Source organism: Flavivirga sp. 57AJ16, assembly GCF_028736925.1.
In the GTDB taxonomy this organism is placed as follows: Bacteria; Bacteroidota; Bacteroidia; order Flavobacteriales; family Flavobacteriaceae; genus Flavivirga.
This window is the reverse complement of sequence record NZ_JAQZAT010000003.1, coordinates 45242-69990: the sequence shown is the minus strand read 5'-3', so window position 1 is coordinate 69990 and position 24749 is coordinate 45242. Positions and strand designations below refer to the sequence as shown.

Annotated in this window: 24 protein-coding genes; 15 read left to right on the top strand and 9 right to left on the bottom strand. The window is 33.9% G+C overall.

From position 1 onward, the window contains the following. The first annotated feature begins 23 nt into the window (after positions 1-23). From recR to PQO00_RS04230, 12 genes are all read left to right on the top strand, one after another. Complete coding sequence (gene recR, locus PQO00_RS04285; protein ID WP_274183596.1) at positions 24-641, top strand: recombination mediator RecR; 618 nt, start codon at positions 24-26, stop codon at positions 639-641. 7 nt (positions 642-648) lie between these two features. Then, positions 649-1743, top strand: a complete 1095-nt coding sequence (locus tag PQO00_RS04280) for a glycosyltransferase family 2 protein (protein WP_274183595.1) — start codon at positions 649-651, stop codon at positions 1741-1743. A gap of 87 nt (positions 1744-1830) precedes the next feature. Then, on the top strand, positions 1831-3156 hold the full coding sequence (locus PQO00_RS04275; RefSeq protein WP_274183594.1) for a dihydrolipoamide acetyltransferase family protein: 1326 nt from the start codon (positions 1831-1833) through the stop codon (positions 3154-3156). A gap of 234 nt (positions 3157-3390) precedes the next feature. Next, on the top strand, positions 3391-4167 hold the full coding sequence (locus PQO00_RS04270; protein WP_274183593.1) for a 3'-5' exonuclease: 777 nt from the start codon (positions 3391-3393) through the stop codon (positions 4165-4167). Between the two features lie 117 nt (positions 4168-4284). Then, a complete protein-coding gene (locus tag PQO00_RS04265) occupies positions 4285-4896 on the top strand; it encodes a fumarylacetoacetate hydrolase family protein (protein ID WP_274183592.1) in 612 nt (203 codons plus the stop codon). Between the two features lies 1 nt (position 4897). Further along, positions 4898-5239, top strand: a complete 342-nt coding sequence (locus PQO00_RS04260; RefSeq protein WP_274183591.1) for an Hpt domain-containing protein — start codon at positions 4898-4900, stop codon at positions 5237-5239. After that, positions 5239-6489 (top strand): competence/damage-inducible protein A, encoded by a 1251-nt coding sequence (locus PQO00_RS04255; protein ID WP_274183590.1) that lies wholly within the window; start codon positions 5239-5241, stop codon positions 6487-6489. The genes PQO00_RS04260 and PQO00_RS04255 overlap by 1 nt, the downstream gene beginning before the upstream one ends. A gap of 82 nt (positions 6490-6571) precedes the next feature. After that, positions 6572-6808 carry a 50S ribosomal protein L28 gene (gene rpmB, locus PQO00_RS04250; RefSeq protein WP_274183589.1) on the top strand — a complete coding sequence of 79 codons (237 nt, stop codon included), beginning with the start codon at positions 6572-6574 and terminating at the stop codon, positions 6806-6808. Between the two features lie 30 nt (positions 6809-6838). After that, positions 6839-7021: a 50S ribosomal protein L33 gene (gene rpmG, locus PQO00_RS04245; protein ID WP_007648529.1), complete on the top strand. Its 183-nt coding sequence runs from the start codon at positions 6839-6841 to the stop codon at positions 7019-7021. A gap of 6 nt (positions 7022-7027) precedes the next feature. Further along, the gene (locus PQO00_RS04240; protein WP_274183588.1) at positions 7028-7180 is read left to right on the top strand and encodes a DUF4295 domain-containing protein; all 153 of its coding nucleotides are present in this window, start codon (positions 7028-7030) and stop codon (positions 7178-7180) included. Between the two features lie 379 nt (positions 7181-7559). Then, entirely contained in the window at positions 7560-8513 is a 954-nt protein-coding gene (gene ftsY, locus PQO00_RS04235) for a signal recognition particle-docking protein FtsY (RefSeq protein WP_274183587.1), read from the top strand. Positions 8514-9098: 585 nt separating this feature from the next. Then, positions 9099-9527, top strand: coding sequence for an SRPBCC domain-containing protein (locus PQO00_RS04230; RefSeq protein ID WP_274183586.1), 429 nt, complete (start codon positions 9099-9101; stop codon positions 9525-9527). Positions 9528-9550: 23 nt separating this feature from the next. On the opposite strand, the gene PQO00_RS04225 is transcribed toward PQO00_RS04230, so the two are convergent. Continuing rightward, positions 9551-10636 carry a serine hydrolase gene (locus tag PQO00_RS04225; protein ID WP_274183585.1) on the bottom strand — a complete coding sequence of 362 codons (1086 nt, stop codon included), beginning with the start codon at positions 10634-10636 and terminating at the stop codon, positions 9551-9553. A gap of 371 nt (positions 10637-11007) precedes the next feature. Between PQO00_RS04225 and rimO the strand changes: the two genes are divergently transcribed. After that, entirely contained in the window at positions 11008-12309 is a 1302-nt protein-coding gene (rimO, locus tag PQO00_RS04220) for a 30S ribosomal protein S12 methylthiotransferase RimO (RefSeq protein WP_274183584.1), read from the top strand. 136 nt (positions 12310-12445) lie between these two features. Here the strand turns inward: rimO and PQO00_RS04215 are convergent, their stop codons facing one another. The 8 genes from PQO00_RS04215 to PQO00_RS04180 all read right to left on the bottom strand — a co-directional run bounded on the left by PQO00_RS04215 (position 12446) and on the right by PQO00_RS04180 (position 21307). Next, on the bottom strand, positions 12446-12868 hold the full coding sequence (locus tag PQO00_RS04215; protein ID WP_274183583.1) for a PIN domain-containing protein: 423 nt from the start codon (positions 12866-12868) through the stop codon (positions 12446-12448). Beyond that, on the bottom strand, positions 12869-13120 hold the full coding sequence (locus tag PQO00_RS04210) for a DUF6364 family protein (RefSeq protein ID WP_274183582.1): 252 nt from the start codon (positions 13118-13120) through the stop codon (positions 12869-12871). Positions 13121-13207: 87 nt separating this feature from the next. Then, positions 13208-13546: a hypothetical protein gene (locus PQO00_RS04205; protein WP_274183581.1), complete on the bottom strand. Its 339-nt coding sequence runs from the start codon at positions 13544-13546 to the stop codon at positions 13208-13210. A gap of 298 nt (positions 13547-13844) precedes the next feature. After that, positions 13845-17201, bottom strand: a complete 3357-nt coding sequence (gene secA, locus PQO00_RS04200; RefSeq protein WP_274183580.1) for a preprotein translocase subunit SecA — start codon at positions 17199-17201, stop codon at positions 13845-13847. Positions 17202-17376: 175 nt separating this feature from the next. Next, complete coding sequence (locus PQO00_RS04195) at positions 17377-17598, bottom strand: DUF2795 domain-containing protein (protein WP_019387375.1); 222 nt, start codon at positions 17596-17598, stop codon at positions 17377-17379. A gap of 158 nt (positions 17599-17756) precedes the next feature. Beyond that, on the bottom strand, positions 17757-18332 hold the full coding sequence (locus PQO00_RS04190; protein ID WP_274183579.1) for a cob(I)yrinic acid a,c-diamide adenosyltransferase: 576 nt from the start codon (positions 18330-18332) through the stop codon (positions 17757-17759). A gap of 224 nt (positions 18333-18556) precedes the next feature. Then, complete coding sequence (locus PQO00_RS04185; protein WP_274183578.1) at positions 18557-19327, bottom strand: O-methyltransferase; 771 nt, start codon at positions 19325-19327, stop codon at positions 18557-18559. Between the two features lie 117 nt (positions 19328-19444). Continuing rightward, positions 19445-21307: an ABC-F family ATP-binding cassette domain-containing protein gene (locus PQO00_RS04180; RefSeq protein ID WP_274183577.1), complete on the bottom strand. Its 1863-nt coding sequence runs from the start codon at positions 21305-21307 to the stop codon at positions 19445-19447. A gap of 104 nt (positions 21308-21411) precedes the next feature. On the opposite strand from PQO00_RS04180, the gene PQO00_RS04175 reads away from it, so the two are divergent. Together PQO00_RS04175 and PQO00_RS04170 are read left to right on the top strand one after the other, a co-directional pair. Then, positions 21412-22209 carry a polysaccharide biosynthesis/export family protein gene (locus tag PQO00_RS04175; RefSeq protein ID WP_274183576.1) on the top strand — a complete coding sequence of 266 codons (798 nt, stop codon included), beginning with the start codon at positions 21412-21414 and terminating at the stop codon, positions 22207-22209. Between the two features lie 3 nt (positions 22210-22212). After that, positions 22213-24708 (top strand): exopolysaccharide transport family protein, encoded by a 2496-nt coding sequence (locus PQO00_RS04170; protein ID WP_274183575.1) that lies wholly within the window; start codon positions 22213-22215, stop codon positions 24706-24708. Positions 24709-24749 lie beyond the last annotated feature (41 nt).

Here is a 24749-nt window from a genome sequence, read left to right as displayed (position 1 = left end):
GTCTAAATAGTAAATTCGCGCAAATGGAATTTTCTTCGAAACTTTTAGAGCGTGCGGTAAACGAGATGTCTCAGTTGCCAGGTATTGGTAAACGGACAGCTTTACGCTTGGTATTACATATGCTAAGACAGCCAAAAGAGCAGACCATAATGCTTTCTGAGGCTTTATTGGCTATGCGTAACGAAGTTAAGTTCTGTAAATCGTGCCATAACATAAGCGACCAGGATCTCTGTGAAATATGTGCCAATCCTAATAGAAATGAAAGTATTATTTGTATTGTCGAGGATATTAAAGATGTTATGGCGATAGAGAATACAAGCTCATTTAAAGGGTTATATCATGTTTTGGGAGGTAAAATTTCTCCTATGGATGGTATTGGCCCTCATGACTTGAATATCGAGTCTTTAGTAAAAAAAGTTAAAGAAGGCACAATAAGCGAACTTATTTTTGCGTTAAGCTCAACTATGGAGGGGGACACCACTAATTTTTATATTTATAAACAAATTCAAGAATATCAAATTTTCACATCCACCATCGCTAGAGGGATCTCTGTTGGTGATGAATTGGAATATGCAGATGAAATTACTTTGGGAAGAAGTATTGTAAATAGAATTCCATTTGAAAGTTCATTAAAGTTATGATAGGTATTTGAAACTCTCAATTGTTATATTAAATTATAATGTTCGTTACTTTTTAGAGCTCTGTTTAAAAAGCGTACAAGCAGCTACCTTAGAGATCGATGCGGAAATTATTGTGGTTGATAATAATTCAGAAGATGATAGTTGCCAAATGGTAAGAACATTGTTTCCGGGTATTAAACTTATAGAAAATAAAACAAATTTTGGTTTTTCTAAAGGTAATAATATGGGCGTTTTACAAGCTAAAGGGGAGTACATTTGTATTCTAAATCCAGATACGGTTGTTGCTGAAGACACATTTTCCAAACTTTTAAATTTTTCAGAAAAAAAAGAAAAATTAGGTATTGTTGGCTGCAAATTAATTAATGGGGCAGGTGTGTTTTTGCCTGAAAGTAAGCGTAATATTCCTTACGTGAAAGTAGCTGTTAAAAAGATTTATGGAAACTCTAAAGATTATTATGCAAATGACCTGCAAGCGAATGCGTTGGGAAAGGTAGACATTTTAGTTGGCGCCTTCATGCTTTTAAAGCGCGACGTTTATAATGCTATTGGAGGGTTTGATGAAGACTACTTCATGTATGGCGAAGACATCGATTTATCTTATAGAGTTTTAAAAGCTGGTTATAATAATTATTATTATGGAGCGTCCAGTATTATCCATTTTAAAGGAGAGAGTACATTAAAAGATAAGTTTTATGCACGCCGTTTTTATGGCGCTATGCAGATTTTTTATAAGAAGCATTTTACGAAAAATATATTATTTGATATGTTGGTTTGGTTGGGTATTCGTTTGGTATATGTCTTTCGGGAAATACCGGTCAAACGGCAGAAAAAAACCAGTCAGTATATTTTTATTTCTGATGTAGCCAATGAAAAATTGAAAACAATTTTACCAAAGACGGTCATTTTCAAGCAGAAATTGGATAGCGTTGAAAAAAAAGCTGAAATTATTTTTGATGCGAATAGTTATAGCTACAAAAGCATTATCAAAATGATCGAGGATAATAAAGACCAAGCGATTACTTTTAAAATATTGCCTAAAAATTCTAATTTTGTATTGGGAAGTGATGATGCAATATCTAGAGGAGAGGTGATCAGTCTATAGTAGTTTGTTGTAAATAATTTAAAAAAATTAATGATTTTTTATTAATTTTGCAAACGAAATTTAAAAAATAAGCATTACATTATTAATATGGCAAAGTTCGAGCTTAAATTACCGAAAATGGGCGAAAGTGTTGCAGAGGCAACCATAACATCTTGGTTAAAGGAAGTTGGTGATACTATTGAAATGGATGAACCTGTTTTAGAAATAGCAACAGATAAAGTAGATAGTGAGGTGCCAAGTGAGGTAGATGGTGTTTTAGTTGAGAAGTTTTTTAATGTAGATGATGTTGTTCAAGTAGGTCAGGTTATTGCTGTTATTGAAATAGAAGGCGATGATGAATCAGAATCTGTTTCTTCTAGTGAAGAAGCGGAAGGGCAGGACCAAGAAGAGGTTGCTGAACAAGTGATGGAAACCATTGCAGTAACTAAAGAAACGGTTGCCCCCATAGTTTCGAATGGAGAGCGTTTTTATTCACCACTTGTTAAAAATATAGCAAAACAAGAAGGTGTTAGCCAACAGGAATTAGAGGCGATTTCTGGTAGCGGAAAAGATGGACGCGTTACTAAAAATGATATTCTAGGTTATATAGAAGGTAGGGGCGGTGCTACACAGGAACCCGTTGTACAAAATATCGAAACCCCTGTTGCTCCATCTAAATCTGTAGAGAGACCAAAAGCAACGACAGCTCCAGTAGTTTCTAATGGAGAAGATGAAATTATGGAAATGACCAGGATGGGCAAAATTATTGCACATCATATGGTCGAGTCTGTACAGACATCTGCACATGTGCAAAGTTTTATTGAAGCCGATGTTACTGCCATATGGAATTGGAGAAAGAAAGTTAAAGATGGATTTATGAAACGCGAAGGGGAGAATCTAACCTTTACACCCATTTTTATGGAAGCCATTGCTAAAGCGCTTCGTGATTTCTCGATGATGAATATCTCGCTTCAAGGCGATACTATTGTTAAAAAGAAAAATATCAATTTAGGTATGGCAGCAGCTTTACCTGATGGTAATTTAATAGTGCCAGTTATAAAAAATGCAGACCAACTTAATTTAGTTGGAATGACGAAGCAGGTTAATGATTTGGCAAACAGGGCACGATTGAATAAATTAAAACCAGACGATATTCAAGACGGTACTTATACCGTAACCAATGTAGGAACCTTTGGTAGTATTATGGGAACACCAATAATCAATCAGCCACAAGTTGGTATTTTGGCACTTGGAGCTATTAGAAAAGTGCCCGCGGTTATCGAAACCCCAGAAGGCGATTTTATAGGGATTCGTTATAAAATGTTCTTGTCACATTCATACGACCATCGCGTTGTTAATGGTGCACTTGGAGGACAATTTGTAAAAGCAGTAAAAGATTACCTGGAAGCTTGGGATAGCCATAGGGAAATATGATTTTTTAAGAAATAAATATATTTAAGAGGTTGTCTGAAAAGCACTTAGATATCTGTTCCGATGTAGTCGAAAACTTTTTAATATCTTGATTTTTAAGAACCTTCAGTTTTAGTTTATACTGAGTGGAGCCGAAGTGCTTGATGCGCAACTTTTAGTTTCTAATATTTTTTAGACGGTCTCTTTTGCTTCTACACCTTAGCAATTTAGTATCTTTGCGACTTAATAATTACTCAAATGCAGTTAAATCTAACTAAACCTATTTGTTTTTTTGATCTTGAGACTACGGGAGTTAATATATCAAAAGATCGTATCGTTGAAATTTCTATTCTTAAAGTATTCCCTAACGGAACAGAAGAAAGCAAAACATGGCTGGTAAATCCAGAAATGACTATTCCAAAAGAGGTTGTTGAAATTCATGGTATTGACAATGAAAAAGTTGCAAATGAACCAACATTTAAAGAACTTTCCAAAGAGATTTATAATATGATCAAGGATTCGGATCTGGGAGGATTTAATTCTAATAGGTTTGATATTCCTTTATTGGCAGAGGAAATGTTGCGAGCGGATATTGATTTCGATATGAAAAACTGTTTGGCTGTCGATGTACAAACTATTTTTCATAAAATGGAACAACGTACTTTGAGTGCCGCATACAAATTTTATTGTGATAAAAATCTTGACGGAGCACATAGTGCAGAAGCAGATACTAATGCTACTTATGAGGTTTTAAAAGCGCAAATTGCTAAATATGAAGAGGTGGAAAATAATGTTAAGTTTTTGGCCGAGTTTAGTTCAAGAAAAAAGTTTGCAGACTTTGCAGGTTTTATAGCGTATAATAAGGAAGGTGTTGAGTGTTTTTCTTTTGGGAAGCATAAAGGTAAGTTAGTTACTGAGGTATTGGAAAAAGAGCCGGGATATTTTGGATGGTTGCTAAATGCAGATTTCCCTTTATATACAAAAAAAGTACTAACAGGCATTAAACTTAGAAGCTTCAATAATAAGTTGGGATAATCTTGCCATGCCTGCCTTTCGTCTTTGCTCAAGATAAACTATGGTGAGACCCCACTTTTAAAGTCAAAACTCAATAATTAAATAGATTCCTGTCTTTGCAGGAATGTGACAGAAAACATGAAACTTATTTGCATCGGTAGAAATTACACCGAACACATTCAAGAATTAAAAAACGAAAAACCAACGGACCCAGTGGTTTTTTTGAAGCCCGATACTGCCATTTTATTGAAAAAGCAGCCTTTTTTTATTCCAGATTTTTCAGATGATGTGCACCATGAAGTTGAGGTTTTGGTAAAGATCAATAGGGTAGGAAAGCATATAGATAGAAAATTCGCACATAAATATTATAAGGAAATTAGTTTAGGAATCGATTTCACAGCTCGCGATTTGCAAAGTCGGTTAAAAGCAAAAGGCTTGCCTTGGGAAAAAGCTAAAGCTTTTGATGGCGCAGCAGTGATAGGTAAATGGCTGAAAGTAGATGATTTTGAGGATATTAATAATATTAATTTTTCATTACAAAAAAATGGAGATGTGGTTCAGAACGGTCATACCAGCTTCATGTTATGGAAAATTGACGAATTAATAGAATATACGTCAAAATATTTTACTTTAAAGATAGGAGATATTATCTTTACGGGCACACCAGCAGGAGTTGGCAAAGTATCTGCCAACGATAAACTAAAAGGTTTTATAGAAGATAAAGAAATGTTTTCAATAACAGTAAAATAATATGGAGCAATATTACAAATTATTTAGAGTACGGGAGTTAGCAGATAATGACGAGGAATTTATTAAAACTTTGGCCGAGACTTTTTTAGAAGAAGTACCAGTAGATGCAGAGCGATTAAAAAAGGCAGTAGCAGAAGGAGATTATCATAATGCTTATCAAGCGGCCCATAAAATGAAACCCACAGTCGATCTATTCGAATTAGGTATACTCGATATCTTAATTGAAGTTCAGGATTGGGGTAAATTCGAAAAACGGGATTTAGATATCACCTCTCAATTAGAAACTGTTATAAACGCAGTAGATTTGGCTATTGCAGAAATAAGATCAGATTTTAATTTATAATGCAGGCCGAAATAATTACCATTGGTGATGAGCTTCTCATAGGTCAGGTTATAGATACCAATTCGGCATTTATTGCAAGACAACTTAATAAAATAGGGATATCTGTTTATCAAATAACATCTGTACAAGATGATAAACCACATATTCTAAAAGCTTTAAGAGATGCCGAAAACAATGTAGATATTGTTATTCTTACAGGCGGTCTAGGTCCGACAAAAGATGATATTACCAAAAAGACCATTGCCGAATATTTTAATGACACTTTAGTCAAAGACGAATCTGTTTTAAAAAATATTGAATATCTCTGGAGGCATTATGTAGGAGGATCCCTTTTGCAAGCAAATAAAGATCAAGCCTTAGTGCCATCAAAAGCACAGATATTGATGAATAAATTAGGTACAGCTCCGGGCATGTGGCTGGAAAAAGAGGGCAAAGTTTTTATCTCGCTACCTGGTGTCCCTTACGAAATGAATGCATTGATAGAACATCAGGTCGTTCCTAAATTAAAGAGTACATATAATTGCCCTTTTATTTTACATAAAACATTGTTAGTGTATGGTCTAGGAGAAAGTGCCTTGGCCGATAGAATTGAATCTTGGGAAGATGCTTTGCCCAAATATATTAGACTGGCATATTTACCAAGTTTGGGTAAAATGAGACTCCGTTTATCTGCAAAAGGGTTTGATGAACAACAGGTTAAAGTGGATGTTCAAAAAGAAATCGATAAAGTATTACCTTTAATTAAAGATGAGTTTTTTGGTTTTGAAGAAGAGGAAGGTTCGGAAGAATTAACTATTGCCAAATACCTAACTAAAATTGGAAAAACATTGTCTATTGCCGAAAGTTGTACTGGTGGAACAATCGCAGAACGCTTTACTGCAAATTCTGGGGCTTCGGCTTACTTTAATGGAGGCGTCGTAACATATTCCACAGCATCTAAGGAAAATGTGTTGGGTGTTTCAAAAGAGGACATTAAATTATATTCAGTGGTTAGCTCTCAAGTGGCAGAATCTATGGCACAAAATGCCTTACGCTTATTCCAATCGGATTTTGCAGTAGCAACCACAGGAAATGCAGGCCCAACAAAAGGGGATTCAGATGCAGAAGTAGGAACCGTTTTTATAGGGATAGCTACAAAGAATGGTGTTTATTCCGAGAAGTTTAACTTTGGAAATCATCGCGTAAAAGTGATAAATAGAGCAGTAAATAAAGCATTGGAAATGTTGCTAAAAGAAATTTTTAAAAATTGATTAGAATTAGGTTGTTGTAAATTAAAGAATTTGTATATTTGCACCTCGATTTTAAGCAACAAAAAAATTAAAGTTATATATCATGTCAAGAGTTTGTGAACTTACAGGAAAGAAGGCAATGGTTGGAAACAATGTTTCTCATGCATTAAATAGAACAAAACGTAAATTTAATGCGAATTTGTTAAAGAAACGTTTTTATATTCCAGAAGAAGACAGTTGGATAACTTTAAAAGTTTCAGCGTCTGCTTTAAAAACGATTAACAAGATAGGTATATCTGCGGCAATTAAGGATGCAAAATCTAAAGGGTTTTTAAAATAATAGCCGTATTAGGATAAAAATATATTTACAATGGCAAAGAAAGGCAACAGAATACAAGTGATTTTAGAATGTACAGAGCATAAAGAGTCTGGTCAACCAGGAACTTCAAGATACATTACTACTAAGAATAAAAAAAATACGCCAGATAGAATGGAGATTAAAAAATTTAATCCTATTCTTAAACGTATGACCGTTCACAAAGAGATAAAATAATAAGTCATGGCAAAGAAATCAGTAGCATCATTACAAACAGGATCTAAAAGATTAACAAAAGCTATCAAAATGGTGAAGTCTCCAAAAACAGGAGCTTACATGTTTGTAGAATCCATTATGAATCCAGAACAAGTTAATGACTTTTTTAGTAAAAGCTAAAACAGTTACGTTTCAAGATAGATATTATAAGCTGCTTTCTTTTTAGAAAGCAGCTTTTTTATGTTTATATTTGATTTGTAAATAAATTCCTAAGATTTGTGAATTCATTGTTTTATTTTATAACAATGAATAAAATGGTGATCTACTGCCATAATTGCAGTAAAAATTTATGGTGCGAAATTTGACATGAACAGTTTGAACGTTACAACTAGAAATATTTTTTATTCGTGATTAATAATTTATAATAGAAATTCATCTTGACTTTATTATTTAACTTTTTGTTAAAACAATACCAATATAAAAAGGAGGAAATTGTAACCTTTAATACAAAACAATATAGAATAGAGCTAAACAACTCAACAAAACAGTAAACAATAATATGAGTTTATTTAAAAAAATATTTTCTTCAGAAAAAAAAGAAACCCTGGATAAGGGCTTAGAAAAATCCAAATCCAGTTTTTTTGGTAAATTAAGTAAAGCCGTAGCAGGAAAATCTAAGGTAGACGATGCCGTTTTAGATGACCTAGAAGAAATATTAGTGTCTAGTGATGTTGGTGTCAACACAACGCTTAAAATTATAGAACGTATTGAAGAACGTGTTTCAAGAGATAAATACCTGGGAACAGAAGAACTTAATACTATTCTTCGTGAAGAAATAGCAGGCTTGTTAAGTGAAACAAATTTGGGAGAGGAAACGGACTTTACCATTCCGCAGGATAAAAAGCCTTATGTTATTATGGTTGTTGGCGTTAACGGAGTAGGTAAAACAACGACTATTGGCAAGTTGGCCCATCAATTCAAAAAACAAGGATTAAAAGTGGTTCTTGGTGCAGCCGATACTTTTAGGGCGGCAGCCATAGACCAATTACAGGTTTGGGCAGATAAAGTAGACGTGCCTTTAGTAAAGCAGTCTATGGGCAGTGACCCCGCGTCTGTGGCTTTTGATACGCTGGAAAGTGCTGTTAAACAAAATGCCGATGTGGTCATTATAGACACAGCCGGACGTTTGCATAACAAAGTAAATTTAATGAACGAGCTTACCAAGGTGAAACGTGTGATGCAAAAAGTGGTAGACGATACCCCTAACGATGTACTATTGGTTTTAGATGGTTCTACTGGTCAAAATGCATTCGAGCAAGCAAAACAATTTACAGCGGCGACAGAAGTAACATCATTGGCCGTTACAAAGCTGGACGGAACCGCAAAAGGCGGTGTCGTGATTGGTATCTCGGACCAATTTAAAATTCCTGTAAAATATATAGGCGTTGGTGAAGGTATTGAGGATTTACAGGTCTTCAATAAGTTTGAGTTTGTAGATTCGTTTTTTAAATAGCCAATTCCTGCGCCCGCTTGCCGGGAGGGACAGGCAGTATAATTCTTATGTTGAATTTAGACGATAAGAAGACACTTCGAGTTCATGTCTAGAGTTTATTCTGCTATGAGAATTTTGAGTTATTTTACTGCTCTTATTCAATCATATTTCAATACAAACAGCCTTCTAATTCCAGACTATTTATTTTATTATATAGACTTTCCCTTCATATTTTTTCATTCCATTATTTAGCCTGATTTTATGGTACGCTATCTGGAGCCTAAAGAACCAAAAATATGATGGGAATTTAGTCTTTATAATTTTTTCATTTATGGTAGTCAGTTATTTTTTTGAAATTCATATTTATAATTTCGTTCAAAGCTTTAATCCATATGGCAAATAATACCAATTATTATTTAAAATGAGCTATAAATAATTTGAATTATATTTTGATCAGATAAGATAGAAAATTCAATCATAGCCTTAGTTATGGTTTTATACCCAGTCAAGCTGAGCACATGTTTTATATTGAAATATGAGCGAAATAGAAACAAATTATATGGGTTGTTTTGAGTAATAATTGGTATAATTAGTATATTTAGCTATATGAGCTATAATATTTACCATAACCTTATAATCAAAGCTTCTCCAAAAGTGGTTTTCGATGCTGTTTCATTACCAGGGCACCTAAATAATTGGTGGACATTAAAAAGCTCAGGAACCCCTGAGTTGGATGCTGTATACAATTTGAATTTTACAGATACTTATAATTGGTTCTGTAAAGTATCCAAAATTAAAAAGAATGCATCATTTTATTTAAAGATGACAGATTCGGACAAAGATTGGAACCCTACAACATTTGGCTTTGAATTAGAAGCAAAGGGGGCAGAAACTTTGGTTAAATTTGGTCATGTTAATTGGTTAGAAGATAATCACCATTTTAGACATGCTTCATTTTGTTGGGCTATGTTGCTAAATGGTTTAAAAAACTATTTGGAAAAGGGTGTTATTGTGTCTTTCGAAGAAAGGAACTAACTTCTAAAAAACGTGTGGCTTAATTAATAAATTAGTTTATTTATTTCTCCCCAAAGGTCATTGTCAAAACTAGAGGGACCGAGTAAAGATTCCCCAGCATCGCCACCCATTCTAATAATAACCAGGTTTTGGCTTGGGACAATGTACATTTTTTGGTCATTTTTACCCAAACCAGCAATCAAATCATCAGGTGCATTTGGAATTAGTTTTCCTTGAAATTCTACGGTCAGCCCAGGGCCTCTATAGCTGTCTTTTCCATTTAACCACCATAAATAGCCATAACTTTTATTGAGGTTTTGTGAGGTATTGGTCATAGCATCAAAATAATTTTCATCATTCAAGATGTCGACACCATTCCAAATACCTTTGTTTAAATTAAGTAGACCAAACCTAGCCATGCTTCTGGCGTTGCTGTAGTATAATTTATAATACCCAAAAGGAACCCAAGCACCTTGCATGCCAATTTTATTTTTTAATTTGGTATTGAAATAATTATTAAAATCGGTGTTAACAGCTCCAGAGACTATATCGTGAAGTATGGTGTAGGCGCCGTTATGGTAATACCAAAAGCTTCCTGGTTCATTTTTATAAATAAAACAGTCTGGGTCGGTACAATTGTTATCAATTACTGTATAATCCAATCCAGTTGTCATCGTTAAATGGTTCCGAACTTTAATATCCGATTCCTGCTCAGGTGTTAAGCTAGACCAACCATTGCCTAAATAATCTTTTGAAGCATCGTTAATATTTAAAAAACCTTCTTGTTGGGCGATGCCCGTTGTAAAAGCCACCAAGGTTTTTGCAGCAGAATTCCAAGCTAAATTAGAATTAGCATCTTCGCCGTTAGCATACCATTCTACAGCCATTTTCCCATTTTTTAAAATAAGAAAAGCTTTGGTGTTTTTGCTTTCAACATAGTCTAAAAGCGATTGTAGCACCGTTTCGTTCCAATTTAACTCGTCAAGGCTCAATGTTTCCCATGTATTGGAATTTATAGGAGGAAAATAAAGTTCGCTAGATGTTTGTGGGGTATCTGTAGAAGTATCGTTAGAAGCACAACTAAAAAAAGAAATAATTACCAAAAGTATGGGATAGGCCATCTTTTTCATAACATAAGTTTTTATTTAAGACGGTTAAATATATAAAAGGTTTAATCGAAAAAAAAATCTTCGAGGTTTTGTCTCGAAGTTTCCGCTGAAATTGTCATTCCCATGAACCTGCCTGCTGGCAGGAATGGGAATCTAAATAATAGCATTTTGATTTTTGACCGAAAAGGTCAAAATCTGTACTCAACTTCCTGCTGACAAGGCAGAGATTGGGTATGAAACTATTCTGTTAAATATTTAAAATTCAAGCTTAAAAAACACGCTTGACAATTCATAGATCAAGAATCGTTTATCATAAATGATTCCGTATCTTTGCGCCCTGAATGGACTGTCATTATTAACTAAAAAAATTCCCTTTTTCGTGGGAAAATAATATGCGCACAAAAACTCTTAAGAAAAATAAGATCAATGTAGTAACTCTTGGTTGTAGTAAAAATGTTTACGATAGTGAAGTGTTAATGGGGCAGCTTAAGGCCAGCGGTAAAGATGTTGTTCATGAAGAGGAAGGGAATATTGTAGTTATTAATACCTGTGGGTTTATTAATAATGCCAAAGAAGAAAGTGTGAATACGATCTTAGAGTTCATGCAAAAAAAGGAAGCGGGAGACGTGGATAAGGTATTTGTTACGGGGTGTTTAAGTGAACGTTATAAACCAGATCTGCAAAAGGAAATTCCGAATGTCGATGCCTATTTTGGTACTACGGAATTGCCTCATTTACTTAAGGCTTTAGGGGCAGATTATAAGCACGAACTCATAGGAGAGCGCTTAACAACGACCCCTAAGAATTATGCCTATTTAAAGATTGCTGAGGGCTGCGACAGGCCATGTAGTTTTTGTGCTATTCCCATCATGCGGGGAAAGCATAAGAGTACGCCTATTGAAGCCATTGTTATAGAGGCTGAAAAATTGGCTGCAAAAGGTGTTAAAGAACTTATTTTAATAGCCCAGGATTTAACCTATTATGGCTTGGATCTATATAAAAAAAGAAATTTAGCGGAGCTGCTGGAGGCTTTAGTAAAAGTTGAGGGCGTAGAATGGATTCGTTTGCATTATGCCTTTCCAACGGGCTTTCCAATGGATGTTTTAGACGTTATGAATCGAGAGCCTAAGATTTGTAATTATTTGGATATTCCGCTACAGCATATTTCTGATGCTATTTTAAAAAGTATGCGTCGAGGTACCACTAAAGAAAAAACCACCAAGTTGCTTAAAGAGTTTAGGCTGGCAGTTCCTGATATGACTATAAGAACAACCCTTATTGTTGGATATCCTGGGGAAACAGAAGAAGACTTTCAAACATTGAAGCAATGGGTTACAGATATGCGTTTTGAGCGTTTAGGTTGTTTTACCTATTCTCATGAAGAGAATACGCATGCCTATAATTTAGACGATGATGTTCCCGAAGATGTGAAAATAGAACGTGCTAACCAGATTATGGAAATACAATCGCAGATTTCATGGGAACTCAATCAAGAGAAAATAGGTAAAACCTTTAAAGTGGTTATTGATAGGAAAGAGGGGAATTATTTTATTGGACGTACCGAATATGATTCACCGGATGTTGATAATGAAGTATTGATCGATGCTACTAAAACTTATTTAAAAACAGGAGAGTTTACTACCGTAAAGATTATTGAAGCTGAGGATTTTGATTTGTATGGGGAGGTGGTTTAAAATGTTCGTCAAGTCTAGTATCTATAAGGATATTTGCTGATTTTTAAGTGCTTACCATTCCGTTTGTTACTGCCTTTTGTTTGTTTAAATTCATTTATGTTTTAGCGATTAAACCGCTATTATTTGATACAGTGTGTTAGCCACTGGCTTTCCCTTTCAAATATGTTTCAGGTGTCAAAATGGCTAATTCACTTTTCTTGAAATCCTTTAAGTTTCTGGTAAGAATGATTTTTATTCCCCCATTTTCAATTGCGGAAAAATTTTGTAAAGCATCCTCAAAGTCTTTAAATTCAGAATTTAGTGCATTCATAACTGCATTTTTATCCATTTTCACAATTTCAATTATGGTCAATAGTTGTTTTATTTTTTCCACAATGATAGTATGTTTTGCAGTTTTACGAAGCAAATAATACACATTTGATATTATTACTGGTGTAGTATATCCTTGAATTTCTTTTTCCGCACATAGATTTATTAGCTCGGCAGAATACTTTGCGAACGGTTTTCTGTCAAAAAAGAAATCCATTAATACGTCTGTATCGATTAAAACTTTATCCATTTACAAGTATTTCTCTTCTAATCGATTTTTTAGTTCTTTTTTATAGTCCATATTTTTAGGCATTTTGAAAGAACCTTTTAATGACTCAACAATTGGATTAAGTTTCTTGTCTTTATCTTTTTGTTCTTTTTCAGTAAGAATTTTTAAATAATTCTCAATTATATCTGATAAACTACGATTCTTTTCTTTTGCATAGTTCTTTGCTCGTTCTATTATTTCTTTTTCTATTGTTAAAGTCAACTTTGTATTCATCGCTTTAATGATTTTTAAATGTTACTTTACACAAAGTTACAAAATATATTTGATGCACGTGTATTTTTATTTATTGTTATACGTGTATTAATAAAAATTTGGATATTCTTTCTTGAATTTTGCAATATCAGAATATCTGTTCCAAAAGTCGTGGCTATTCATTATGAAGTACATTAACTGCCTAAATGCAGTAAGCCTTTCCCCTAATTTGTCTACTTGAAGTTGTCTGTTATTTCTATCAGTTTTTAAATTGAATAATTTAGCAGACAGGTAAGCAATAATAAATGCTGACATAATTCCACCAACGGTAATTAAGTAGTTCTGAATATTTAATATTCTATCATCAGGTGCAGGAAATTTCCAAAAAAGAAATGTTAGAGTTAAACCAACTAAAATAAGAATCCCGTATTTAATGTATTTATTCATTTCGTTTTTTCAGGTTGCAGCTAACAACGGAATATAGGATATATGTCCTATATATTCCATATATTTTTTACAAATTTTCGTTTAACAACTCGATATGAAATCGTTTTAATGCTGAAACAAGTTCAGAATAGGTTATTTTATATTTATAAGTTAAACGAGTTTAGATGTTTTTTCTTACAAAAATAAGTTTGATACTTATGTTTAGAAATTAAATTGTTAAAAATATTTGTGCATAAAAAATCTCGATAATTTTCTATCGGGATTTTAGTATGATGAGATTCCTGCATTCGCAGGAATTTTAATCTTCAACCAACACCCAATCCCCTTTGGCAATTAATGGTTCTGCTTGTTTGTACTTAAGTGTTTTGTTTTCACCATTCATAACGTGTTTAATGGTAACACGGTCGTTACGTCCAATTTTTGGTCTATCGCGAACAATGGTTTCTACAACTTCTTGTTGACGCTGGGTATTGCCAGCCGCTCTGCTTTGTGCAGAACGTTCATCCAGATTAGGTATTTCGTCCTTTTGGGTTTTTAAATTCTCTTTTTTACGGATTTGTCTTGCTTCTTGAATGGTATTTTGAGTTTCTTGTGGTAACTCGCCTTTAAATAGGAATGAAATAACATCTTTATTTACTTGGTCAATCATCTCCTTAAACAATTCGAACGACTCAAACTTATAGATAAGTAATGGGTCTTTTTGTTCGTGGACTGCCAATTGTACGGATTGTTTTAACTCATCCATTTTACGCAAATGCGTTTTCCAGGCATCATCTATAATGGCAAGTGTGATATTCTTTTCAAAATCGGTAATTAATTGTTTACCATTTGTTTCATAGGCTTTTTCAAGATCGGTAACAACATTTAAGCTTTTAATGCCATCGGTAAATGGTACGACGATACGTTTAAATTTGTCACGCTGCGTTTCATATACATTTTTAATGACCGGGAATGCAATTTCAGCATTGCGAGCCATTTTTTCTTTGTAATGCTCGAAAGCCGTTTTGTATATTTTAGACGTGATTTCTTGTGCGGAAAGTTTGGCAAATTCTTCTTCGGAAACTGGGGAATTCATTGAGAAATAACGAATTAATTCAAACTCGAGGTTTTTATAATCGTTAGCGCCTTTGTTAGTCTCAGCAATGCCTTCTGAGGTGTCAAAAATCATATTTGCTAAATCCACACGAAGACGTTCTCCAAATAAAGCATGGTGACGACGTTTATAAACGACCTCACGTTGTGCATTCATAACATCATCGTATTCCAATAAACGCTTACGAACACCAAAGTTATTTTCCTCCACTTTTTTCTGTGCCCGTTCAATGGATTTGGAAATCATGGAATGCTGAATCACTTCACCTTCCTTGAGTCCCATTTTATCCATCATTTTTGCAATACGCTCGCTACCAAATAAACGCATTAAGTTATCTTCTAGCGATACATAAAACTGTGAACTTCCTGGGTCTCCTTGACGACCTGCACGACCACGCAACTGTCTGTCTACACGACGGGAATCATGACGCTCTGTACCAACAATGGCTAAACCGCCAGCAGTTTTAACTTCATCAGACAATTTGATATCGGTACCACGACCCGCCATATTTGTGGCGATAGTTACTTGTCCGGATTTACCTGCCTGATCAACAATATCGGCCTCTTTTTTATGTTGTTTTGCATTTAATACATTGTGCGGTATTTTACGAATGCTTAGCATTTTACCCAATAACTCACTAATTTCGACAGAGGTCGTACCAATTAAAACCGGACGCCCCGCTTGAGATAGTTTGGTAACATCGTCTATAACCGCATTGTATTTTTCACGTTTTGTTTTATAAACCAAATCTTCCCTGTCATCTCTGGCAATTGGTTTATTAGTAGGGATTTCAACGACATCTAACTTATAGATTTCCCAGAACTCACCAGCTTCTGTAACAGCAGTACCCGTCATACCAGATAATTTGCGGTACATTCTGAAATAATTTTGAAGTGTTACAGTAGCAAAGGTTTGGGTGGCGTCCTCAATTTTTACATTCTCTTTAGCCTCAATCGCCTGGTGTAGTCCGTCACTGTAACGACGCCCATCCATAATACGACCTGTTTGCTCATCTACAATCATTACTTTATTATCCATGACTACATATTGCGTGTCTTTTTCAAATAAAGCGTATGCTTTTAGAAGTTGATTAAGTGTGTGGATACGCTCAGATTTTACACCAAAATCTTTAAACAACTCTTCTTTTAAATTAGCTTCTTCTTCAGCTGAAAGATTTTGTTTTTCAATTTTAGCAATTTCAAGACCTATCTCGGGTAAGATAAAAAAGTCTGGATTATCTTTTCCTGAGAGGTAATCGATCCCTTTATCCGTCAATTCAATTTGATTGTTTTTTTCTTCAATAACATAGTACAGCTCAGCATCAACCTTTGGCATTTCGCGGTTGTTGTCTTGCATGTAGAAATTCTCGGTTTTTTGAAGTAGTTGTTTTATACCTTCTTCACTTAAGAACTTAATAAGTGCTTTGTTTTTAGGAATACCTCGATACACTCTAAGCAATTGGAATCCACCTTCTTTTGTATCGCCAGCTTTAATTAATTTCTTGGCTTCTGCTAAAACACCGGTTAAATATTTACGTTGTACGCTTACAATATCATCTACCTTGGGTTTTAACTCTGTAAATTCATGACGTTCTCCTTGAGGAATGGGTCCTGAAATAATTAATGGTGTACGGGCATCATCTACTAAAACCGAATCTACTTCATCTACAATCGCATAATTATGAGGGCGTTGTACTAAATCGTCAGGTGAATGTGCCATATTATCACGTAGATAATCAAAACCAAATTCGTTATTGGTTCCGTAAGTGATATCTGCATTATAAGCTTTTCTACGTTCGTCGGAATTTGGTTGATGATAATCAATACAATCTACACTTAAACCATGGAACTCAAAAATTGGCGCCATCCAAGCGCTATCACGTTTTGCTAAGTAATCATTGACCGTTACTAAATGGACGCCTTTTCCAGCAAGTGCATTTAAATATACAGGGAGGGTTGCTACTAAGGTTTTACCTTCACCAGTTTGCATTTCTGCAATTTTACCTTGATGCATGGCTATACCTCCAATGAGTTGGACATCGTAATGGATCATGTCCCAAGTGATGGCTTTTCCAGCAGCATCCCAGGAATTCGCCCAAACCGCTTTATCATCTTCTAGAGCAACATACTCTTTGGTTCCAGATAATTCCCTATCAAAGGTGTTTGCTGAAACAATTATAGTTGTATTATTAGCAAAACGTTTGGCAGTCTCTTTAACGACTGCAAAAGCTTCGGGTAAAATGTCATTTAAAACAGTTTCAGATGCGTTGTAAGCATCATCTTTTAACTTATCAATGTCTTGATAAATATCTTCTCGTCTGTCTATATCTTCAGTGTTTTCTGCCTCTTCTAAAAGATTAGCTATTTGCTCGTTGATACTTTTAGTGGCTTCAGCAATTTTGCCTTTGAATTCGACAGTTTTACTACGTAATTCGTCGTGGGATAGGGCTTCTAAAGCAGCTTCAAAGGTTTTGACTTGATTTACAATAGGGTAGATGGCCTTTACGTCTTGTTTGGACTTGTCACCAACAAATACTTTAAGTACAGAATTTAAAAAACTCATGTTTTTATATTTTAATTTTACTCTGAGGGCGTCCTAAAGAGTAACTTTTGTTATATTTTATTTAATTGCTTTTTGCAAAGCATTCAAAGATACATTTTGTTATGATGTTTTATAAAGATTAAGACAAAAAAAAAGCCTCAAATCGAGACTTTTTAACTATTCTTTATGCTTTATATTAATATTCATCTTCATTCCAGAGGTAATCTTCGTCAGTTGGGTAATCAGACCAGATTTCTTCAATCGAATCGTATGAATCACCTTCATCTTCGATTGATTGTAAATTTTCAACAACTTCTAAAGGTGCCCCCGTTCTAATAGCGTAATCTATTAATTCGTCTTTTGTTGCTGGCCAAGGCGCATCACTTAAATAAGATGCTAATTCTAATGTCCAATACATTTTCTATTGTGTTTAATTTTTTGCAAAAATAATTTTTTAGTTTAAACAGACAAGAAAAAAATGAATTATTTAATCATTAATTTTAAGAACGTATCTTTATTTGTAATCTAAACAGGTGAAATTATTGATGCTTTGTTGATATTTTTAAGCTTTTTTTGTTAAGATTCTTTTTTGGGAATCCATTTAATTTCATTTGCTTGTAAGTCGTACGACAACTTTCGTGCCAATACAAAAAGATAGTCAGAAAGACGGTTTAAGTAAATTAATGCATTTGGGTCAACCCCTTCAATATCATTAAGGGCTGTAGCCAAACGTTCAGCCCTACGGCATACACAGCGTGCTATGTGACAGAATGACACCGTTTGGTGGCCGCCAGGAAGTACAAAATGCGTCATGGGCGGGAGCTCGGTATTCATTGTATCCATTTCTTTTTCTAAACGTTCGATATCTTCAGAAGAAATTTTTGGAATATTTAAACGCTCTTTTCCGTTTTTTAAAATGGCTTTTTCAGGATCGGTAGCTAAAATAGCACCAACAGTAAAAAGCCTATCTTGAATATGAATTAATGAATCTTTGTATCGCTGATTGATTTCTTGATCGCGAATTAAGCCTAAGTGCGAGTTTAGTTCGTCGACCGTTCCGTAACTTTCAATACGAATATGATGTTTTGGTACACGAGTACCTCCAAATAATGCTGTGGTGCCTTTGTCACCTGTTTTGGTGTAGATTTTCATACTGCAAGTTCAAAATTTAAAATTGAAAATTCAAAGTTTTTTATGATGAATTTGAAACATGTTTTTATTGTTTCACAGAGAATCGCAAAGTAAGCACAGAGATACACGGAGGTTTGATGGTTTCGCAAAGACGCAAAGCCGCCAAGAGCCTAAGCTTTTGACACTACCGAATACTGAATACTGAACACTGAATACTGAAAACTAAACACTAAACACTCCTTACATTAAACCCTTATTGTAAAATGTTCTTTAACCTGCTCTTTTCTAAAAAATACAAATCCCCAGAAAAATGTGTCGATGGTTACTGTGACTTTGGGGTGTTGTTTTATGCTTTTCCAAGCTTCGGTCATCTCCTTGGACCAATAAATATCGTCAAAAATAAATATTGAATCATTATTGATGGTCTGTAAGAGCGTTTCGAAATACTCTAAGGTTGCCTCTTTTTGATGGTTGCCGTCGAAAAAAATGAGATCGTACTTGTTGGATAATAACCGGTTTATGATATTACTAAAATCGCCAATTTTCACATCAATATTATTTAAATGATGCTTTTTAAAATTTGCTTTAGAAAACTCCGAAATATTAGGGCAGCCTTCTATAGTGGTGATTTTAGTCTCTTGATTAGCTAAACTCATAGCGTGTGTTGCAATTCCAAGTGATGTCCCTAATTCTAAAATGTTTTCAGGGTTAAAATAATTGACTAATCGGTATAAGAGCTTTGCTTTTTTTAACGTTGAACCCGCATTTTTTGCCATGGATGAAATGCTACGTTCTTTATGTTTCATGACTTGTGAACCTGCTCCTAAATCTGTTATTTTAATGTTTGTCTTGTTTTTTAAAAGGTCTTTTTTGTAGTTTAAAATGTATTTGTAAACATCATAATTCGTTTTGTCATAAAAACACCTGGTAACCAAATTGTATACAAAAGGAGAGTGCACACCATGTTGATTGGTAGACCTTATTAAGAATTTTATGTATTGAATGATTTGATACATTTATTAGTATTCAGTATTCAGTATTCAGTATTCAGTGTTCAGTATTCAGTGTTCAGTTTCAATTTCAACTTCAATTTCAGTATTCTGTGCGACTCAGTGTTAACTCTGTGTAACAACCTAATCCTCAAGTTTAGAAGAGAGTTCAAACCAACGCTCTTCTTTAGCTTCAATCGTATCTATGATTTTTTGTAATTCATCAGATAGCGCATTAATTTCTTCCTGTGTAAGTTCTGGGTTGTTAAACTTATTTTCTAATTCTTTTTTATCAAATGTCAAAGAGTTCAGTTTACTTTCAATGTTTTTAAGCTCCTTTTCTTCATTATATGATAATTTGTTAGTATCATTTTTCTTCCAGGCATTTTTGTCTTTTTTGTCTTCTTGGGTATTTGAGATGATGGGTTGACTGTCTTCATAAACCCTATAATCGGTATAATTACCAGGGAAATCCTCTATGATACCTTCGCCTCTAAATACAAAAAGGTGATCGATAACCTTATCCATAAAATAACGATCGTGAGATACTACAATAACGCATCCTGGGAAATCCAATAAGAAGCTTTCTAGGACATTAAGTGTTACAATGTCTAAATCGTTAGTAGGCTCATCAAGAATTAAGAAGTTTGGATTTTGAATTAGAACCGTACATAAGTATAAGCGTTTGCGCTCGCCTCCGCTCAATTTTTCAACGAAATCATATTGTTTTTTTCTGCTAAATAAAAAGCGTTCCAAAAGCTGTTGCGCACTAATTTGCCGCCCTTTTTTTAGTGGAATATAATCACCAAATTCCCGAATCACATCAATAACTTTTTGTTCGGGCTTTATGGTAATGCCGTTTTGGGTATAATATCCAAATTTCACCGTGTCGCCCTTAACGATTTTACCTGAATCTGGTTGTGCAGTTTGGGTTAGTATATTTAAAAAAGTGGTTTTACCTGTACCGTTTTTTCCTATAATGCCAACACGCTCTCCTTTTTGAAACGTGTAATCAAACTTGTTGAGTATGGTTTTATCCTTGAATGCTTTCGATACTTTATGGAATTCCAGAATCTTACTGCCTAGACGTTCCATATTTAATTCAAGCTGGACTTCATGGTCGTTTCTTCGTTGGTGTGCCCGATGTTTTATATCTTGAAAATCGTCAATTCGCGACTTGGATTTAGTCGTTCTGGCCTTGGGCTGTCGTCGCATCCAGGCGAGTTCTTTTTTGAATAATTGTTTTGCTTTGCCCACCTCAACAGATTCTTGCTCGATTCTGGCTTCTCGTTTTTCTAGATAATAGGAGTAATTACCTTTATAACTATATAGTTTGCCTTCATCTAATTCGATAATTTCATTGCAGACACGTTCTAAAAAATAACGATCATGTGTGACCATAAATAAGGTGATATTTTCCTTAGCAAAAAACGCTTCCAGCCACTCGATCATTTCTAAGTCTAGATGATTGGTAGGCTCATCCAATATCAATAAATCTGGTTTGTTAATTAATGCATTGGCTAAAGCAAGCCGTTTTCTTTGTCCGCCAGAAAGCGTACTTACTTTTTGATTTAAATTTTCAAGCTTTAATTTAAAGAGGATCTGTTTATAAAGTGTTTCAAAATCCCATGCCTGATGCTGTTCCATTTGCTCGAAAGCTGCTTGGTATGCTTCAGTATCTTCAGGATTTAAAAGCGCTTTTTCGTAATTAGCAATGACTTTTAGGATGGGATTGTCACTTGCAAAAATAGTTTCTTCAACGGTTAAGTTATTGTCAAATTTAGGATCTTGAGATAGAAAGGAGACGGCGATCCCTTTTCTATAGGTTACAGAACCAGAATCGGCTTCATCGTCACCCGAAATAATATTCAAAATAGAAGTTTTACCAGTGCCGTTTTTTGCTACAAAAGCAATTTTTTGATCCTTATGTACGCTAAAGGAAATACCCTCAAAAAGTGTTAGCTCTCCGTAAGATTTTGATATATTTTCAACAGTTAAATAATTCAAAGGATAATTTTTTTTGCAAATAACGGATAAAAAACCAAAAAACCCGTTATAAGTTTTGTTGTTCAGGACGAAAACTTATATTTGTGATAAATCAAACCCCTATAATGAAGCGACTTTTTGTTATTGCTATAATAGTTGTAAATGTAGTATTTGTATCTTGTATTCCATATAAGGATACCATTTATCTTCAAAATAAAAGTAATGCGACAGATTCCACACAGGTTATTGTGGAAAAACAGAAGCCTTATCGTGTTCAGATCAATGATATATTAAATATTAGGATAAAGGCTGCTAAACAAGAAACAGTAACCATTTTTAATCCTATTGGACAAGGAGGGGATTTGAATGCGGGTAGTTTAGAACGTGCTTATTTTGATGGTTTCACAGTAGATTTGCATGGTAATATACTGATGCCAAAATTGGGTAAAATTAACGTGCTTGGTTTTACAACTGATGAGATTAAGCAAATTATTGAGAAAAAGTTGTTAGAAACTGAGTATAAAGCAGCTAATGATATTTTTGTAACCGTAAAACTTACAGGGCTGCAATACACTACAACAGGCGAAATAGGAAGTACTGGAACGAAAACTATTTTTAAAGAACGTGTAAATATTTTTGAAGCCATAGCAAATTCTGGTGATATCCCTGACACTGGAGATAAGAAAGATGTCTTGATTATTAGACAGTTTCCACAAGGGCAAAAAATATTTCATGTAGATTTAACAGATATAAATGTGATGAATTCCCCTTACTATTACATCCAGCCCAATGATATGATTTATGTAAAACCTTTAAAGCAAAAATCGTGGGGAACAGGAACGACAGTTTTACAAAATATGGGAGCTATAGCCACCGTTTTATCGTTTATTACAACTACCATTTTATTGGTGGATAGAATATAATTTATGCCTTACGACGAGATAGAAGATATTAATAGTACAGAAACAACGCCATCAGGAGTTAGTTTTGATATTAAAGGCTTTTTGTTTAAAGTACTTAAGTTTTGGAAATTGTTTGTACTATGTATAGCTGTAGGTTTAGTAGTGGCATATTCAATAAATGTTCGAAAGCAAAATGTTTACAGATTAAGTTCTCTAATATCTATTGAGAATGATCAGAATCCTTTTTTTGCGGCAAATACTAGTATTTCTTTTAATTGGGGAGGTGTTTCTGGTAAAGTTGGCAAGATTATGATTGCTATGGGTACCAGAAGTCATAATGAAAAAGTTGTAGATTCTTTGCAGTTTTATTTACAGTATTTAAAACAGGGAAAATATAGAAAAGTTGATGTTTATAAAAAAGCACCTTTTTATGTAGAAATAGACAAAACTAAACCTCAAGTTATAGGTAGGGCCATTACTATTCGGTTTTTAAATAATTCACAATTTGAATTAAATATTGATTTTGTATCAGATATGGTAAAGGGGCAGAGTTATAGGAACAAAATCATAACAAATATAACTGTTCCTATTGGTAAGTATAACAAGGTTTTTAATATTGGAGAACATGTAGCACTTCCTTTTGCATCGTTTACATTGTTTGTCAGGCCAGATGTAACTATTACCCCTGGTTCAGAATATTTTGTTCAGTTTTTAAATTTTGATAGTGTTGTAAATAAGTATAAAGGAGCTGTTTCTGTAAAACCTTATTCCAAAACATCTTCATCTATTTTAAAGTTGTCCCTTACGGGATATAATAAAGATAAAATAGTCGATTACTTAAATGCTACAGCTTCAATATTAGGACAAACAGATCTAGAACGTAAAAATTTGTATGCTACTAACACTATTAAATTCATAGATAGCAGTTTAAGTATTGTAGGGGATACTTTGAAGGCAGCAAATTATACGATGAATGCTTTCAGGAAAAAAAATAAAGTTTTTGATGTAAGTAGTGAACTAGAAGAAGTGTCTGAAAAGCTTAGTGAATTAGATTTAAGAAAAGAGGCTAATGACTCTAAACTACAATATTTAAATATTCTTGAGAATTATTTAAGAACAAAAACAGATTACACAAAAATTGCAGCACCAACATCAGTAGGTATTGAGGAAAAAAATATTTCTGCAAGTGTGTCTAAAATAACAGCTTTATCTATTGAACGTCAGGAGTTAGAGCAACTTGTTCAGGAAGGTTCGTCTTCTCTTAAAGAATTAGATGGAAGTATAGATGCAGAAAAAAATGTATTATTGGAAACCATTGCGTCTACAAAACGAACCATAAATATACAACAACAAACTATTCGAGCTAATAAGCTAAACTTAGAAAAACGTTTAAGTACATTACCAGAAGATCAACAGGAGTTTTTGAAAATACAACGAAAGCTGACTTTAAGTCAGGAGTCTTATGATGTATTTATGGCCAAGCGAAGTGAAGCTGCAATAATTAAAGCTGCTAATGTATCAGATATATTCATAATAGAAGAGGCTAAAGATATAGGCAATGGGCCGGTTGGGCCTAACAAAAAACTTAATTATATGATGGCTCTTATGATTGGTTTTTTTGGTCCGTTGGTTTTAGTATTTGTTTTGTTTTTATTAGATAATACCATACATGGTACAGATGAAATAAAAAGACTATCAAAAATCCCTATTTTAGGTCTTATAGGTAAGTATGAACACGAGAATAATTTAGTTGTTTTCGATAAACCAAAGTCAGCAGTAGCAGAAGCTTTCAGATCTGTTAGATCAAGTCTGCAATTTTTCTATAAAAAAATAGATAAAAAAGGAGGGCGTACTATTATGTTAACTTCTTCGGTTAGTGGAGAAGGTAAAACGTTTTGTTCTATTAATATAGCAAGTGTTTATGCGTTATCTGGTAAAAAAACCATATTGTTAGGATTAGACTTGCGTAAACCAAAGATTTTTGATGATTTTGATATAGATAATAATATTGGTATTGTTAATTATTTAATAGGCGATAAAACACTTGAAGAAGTAACTTTCAAAAGCCATATTGATAATTTTGATGTTGTTACTTCAGGACCAATTCCGCCTAATCCATCAGAATTATTGATGAGTGATGCCATGCATGATCTGATTGTGGATTTAAGAAGTAAATATGATATGATTGTACTTGATTCACCTCCGCTGGGCTTAGTAACTGACGCTTTGATATTATCGCAATATGCTGATGCTTCATTATTTATAGTAAGGCTTAATTACACTAAAAAAGGCATGTTAGAACTGGTTAACGCAAAGCATAAATCTGGAGAATTAAAGAATATCAGTTATATACTTAATTTTTACGAAGCCAATCATAATTATGGCTACGGTTATGGTTATGGCTATGGTTATGGCTATGGGGCCTATGGCAATGTTTACCATGAATCATATAAGGACAAAAGTTTTTTGGATACAATAAAAGATAGACTAAAAAAGATAGGGCTTTTTAAGGGGCGATAGTGATTGTTAAAAAGCATTATATAAATTAACTTCAACAAAAA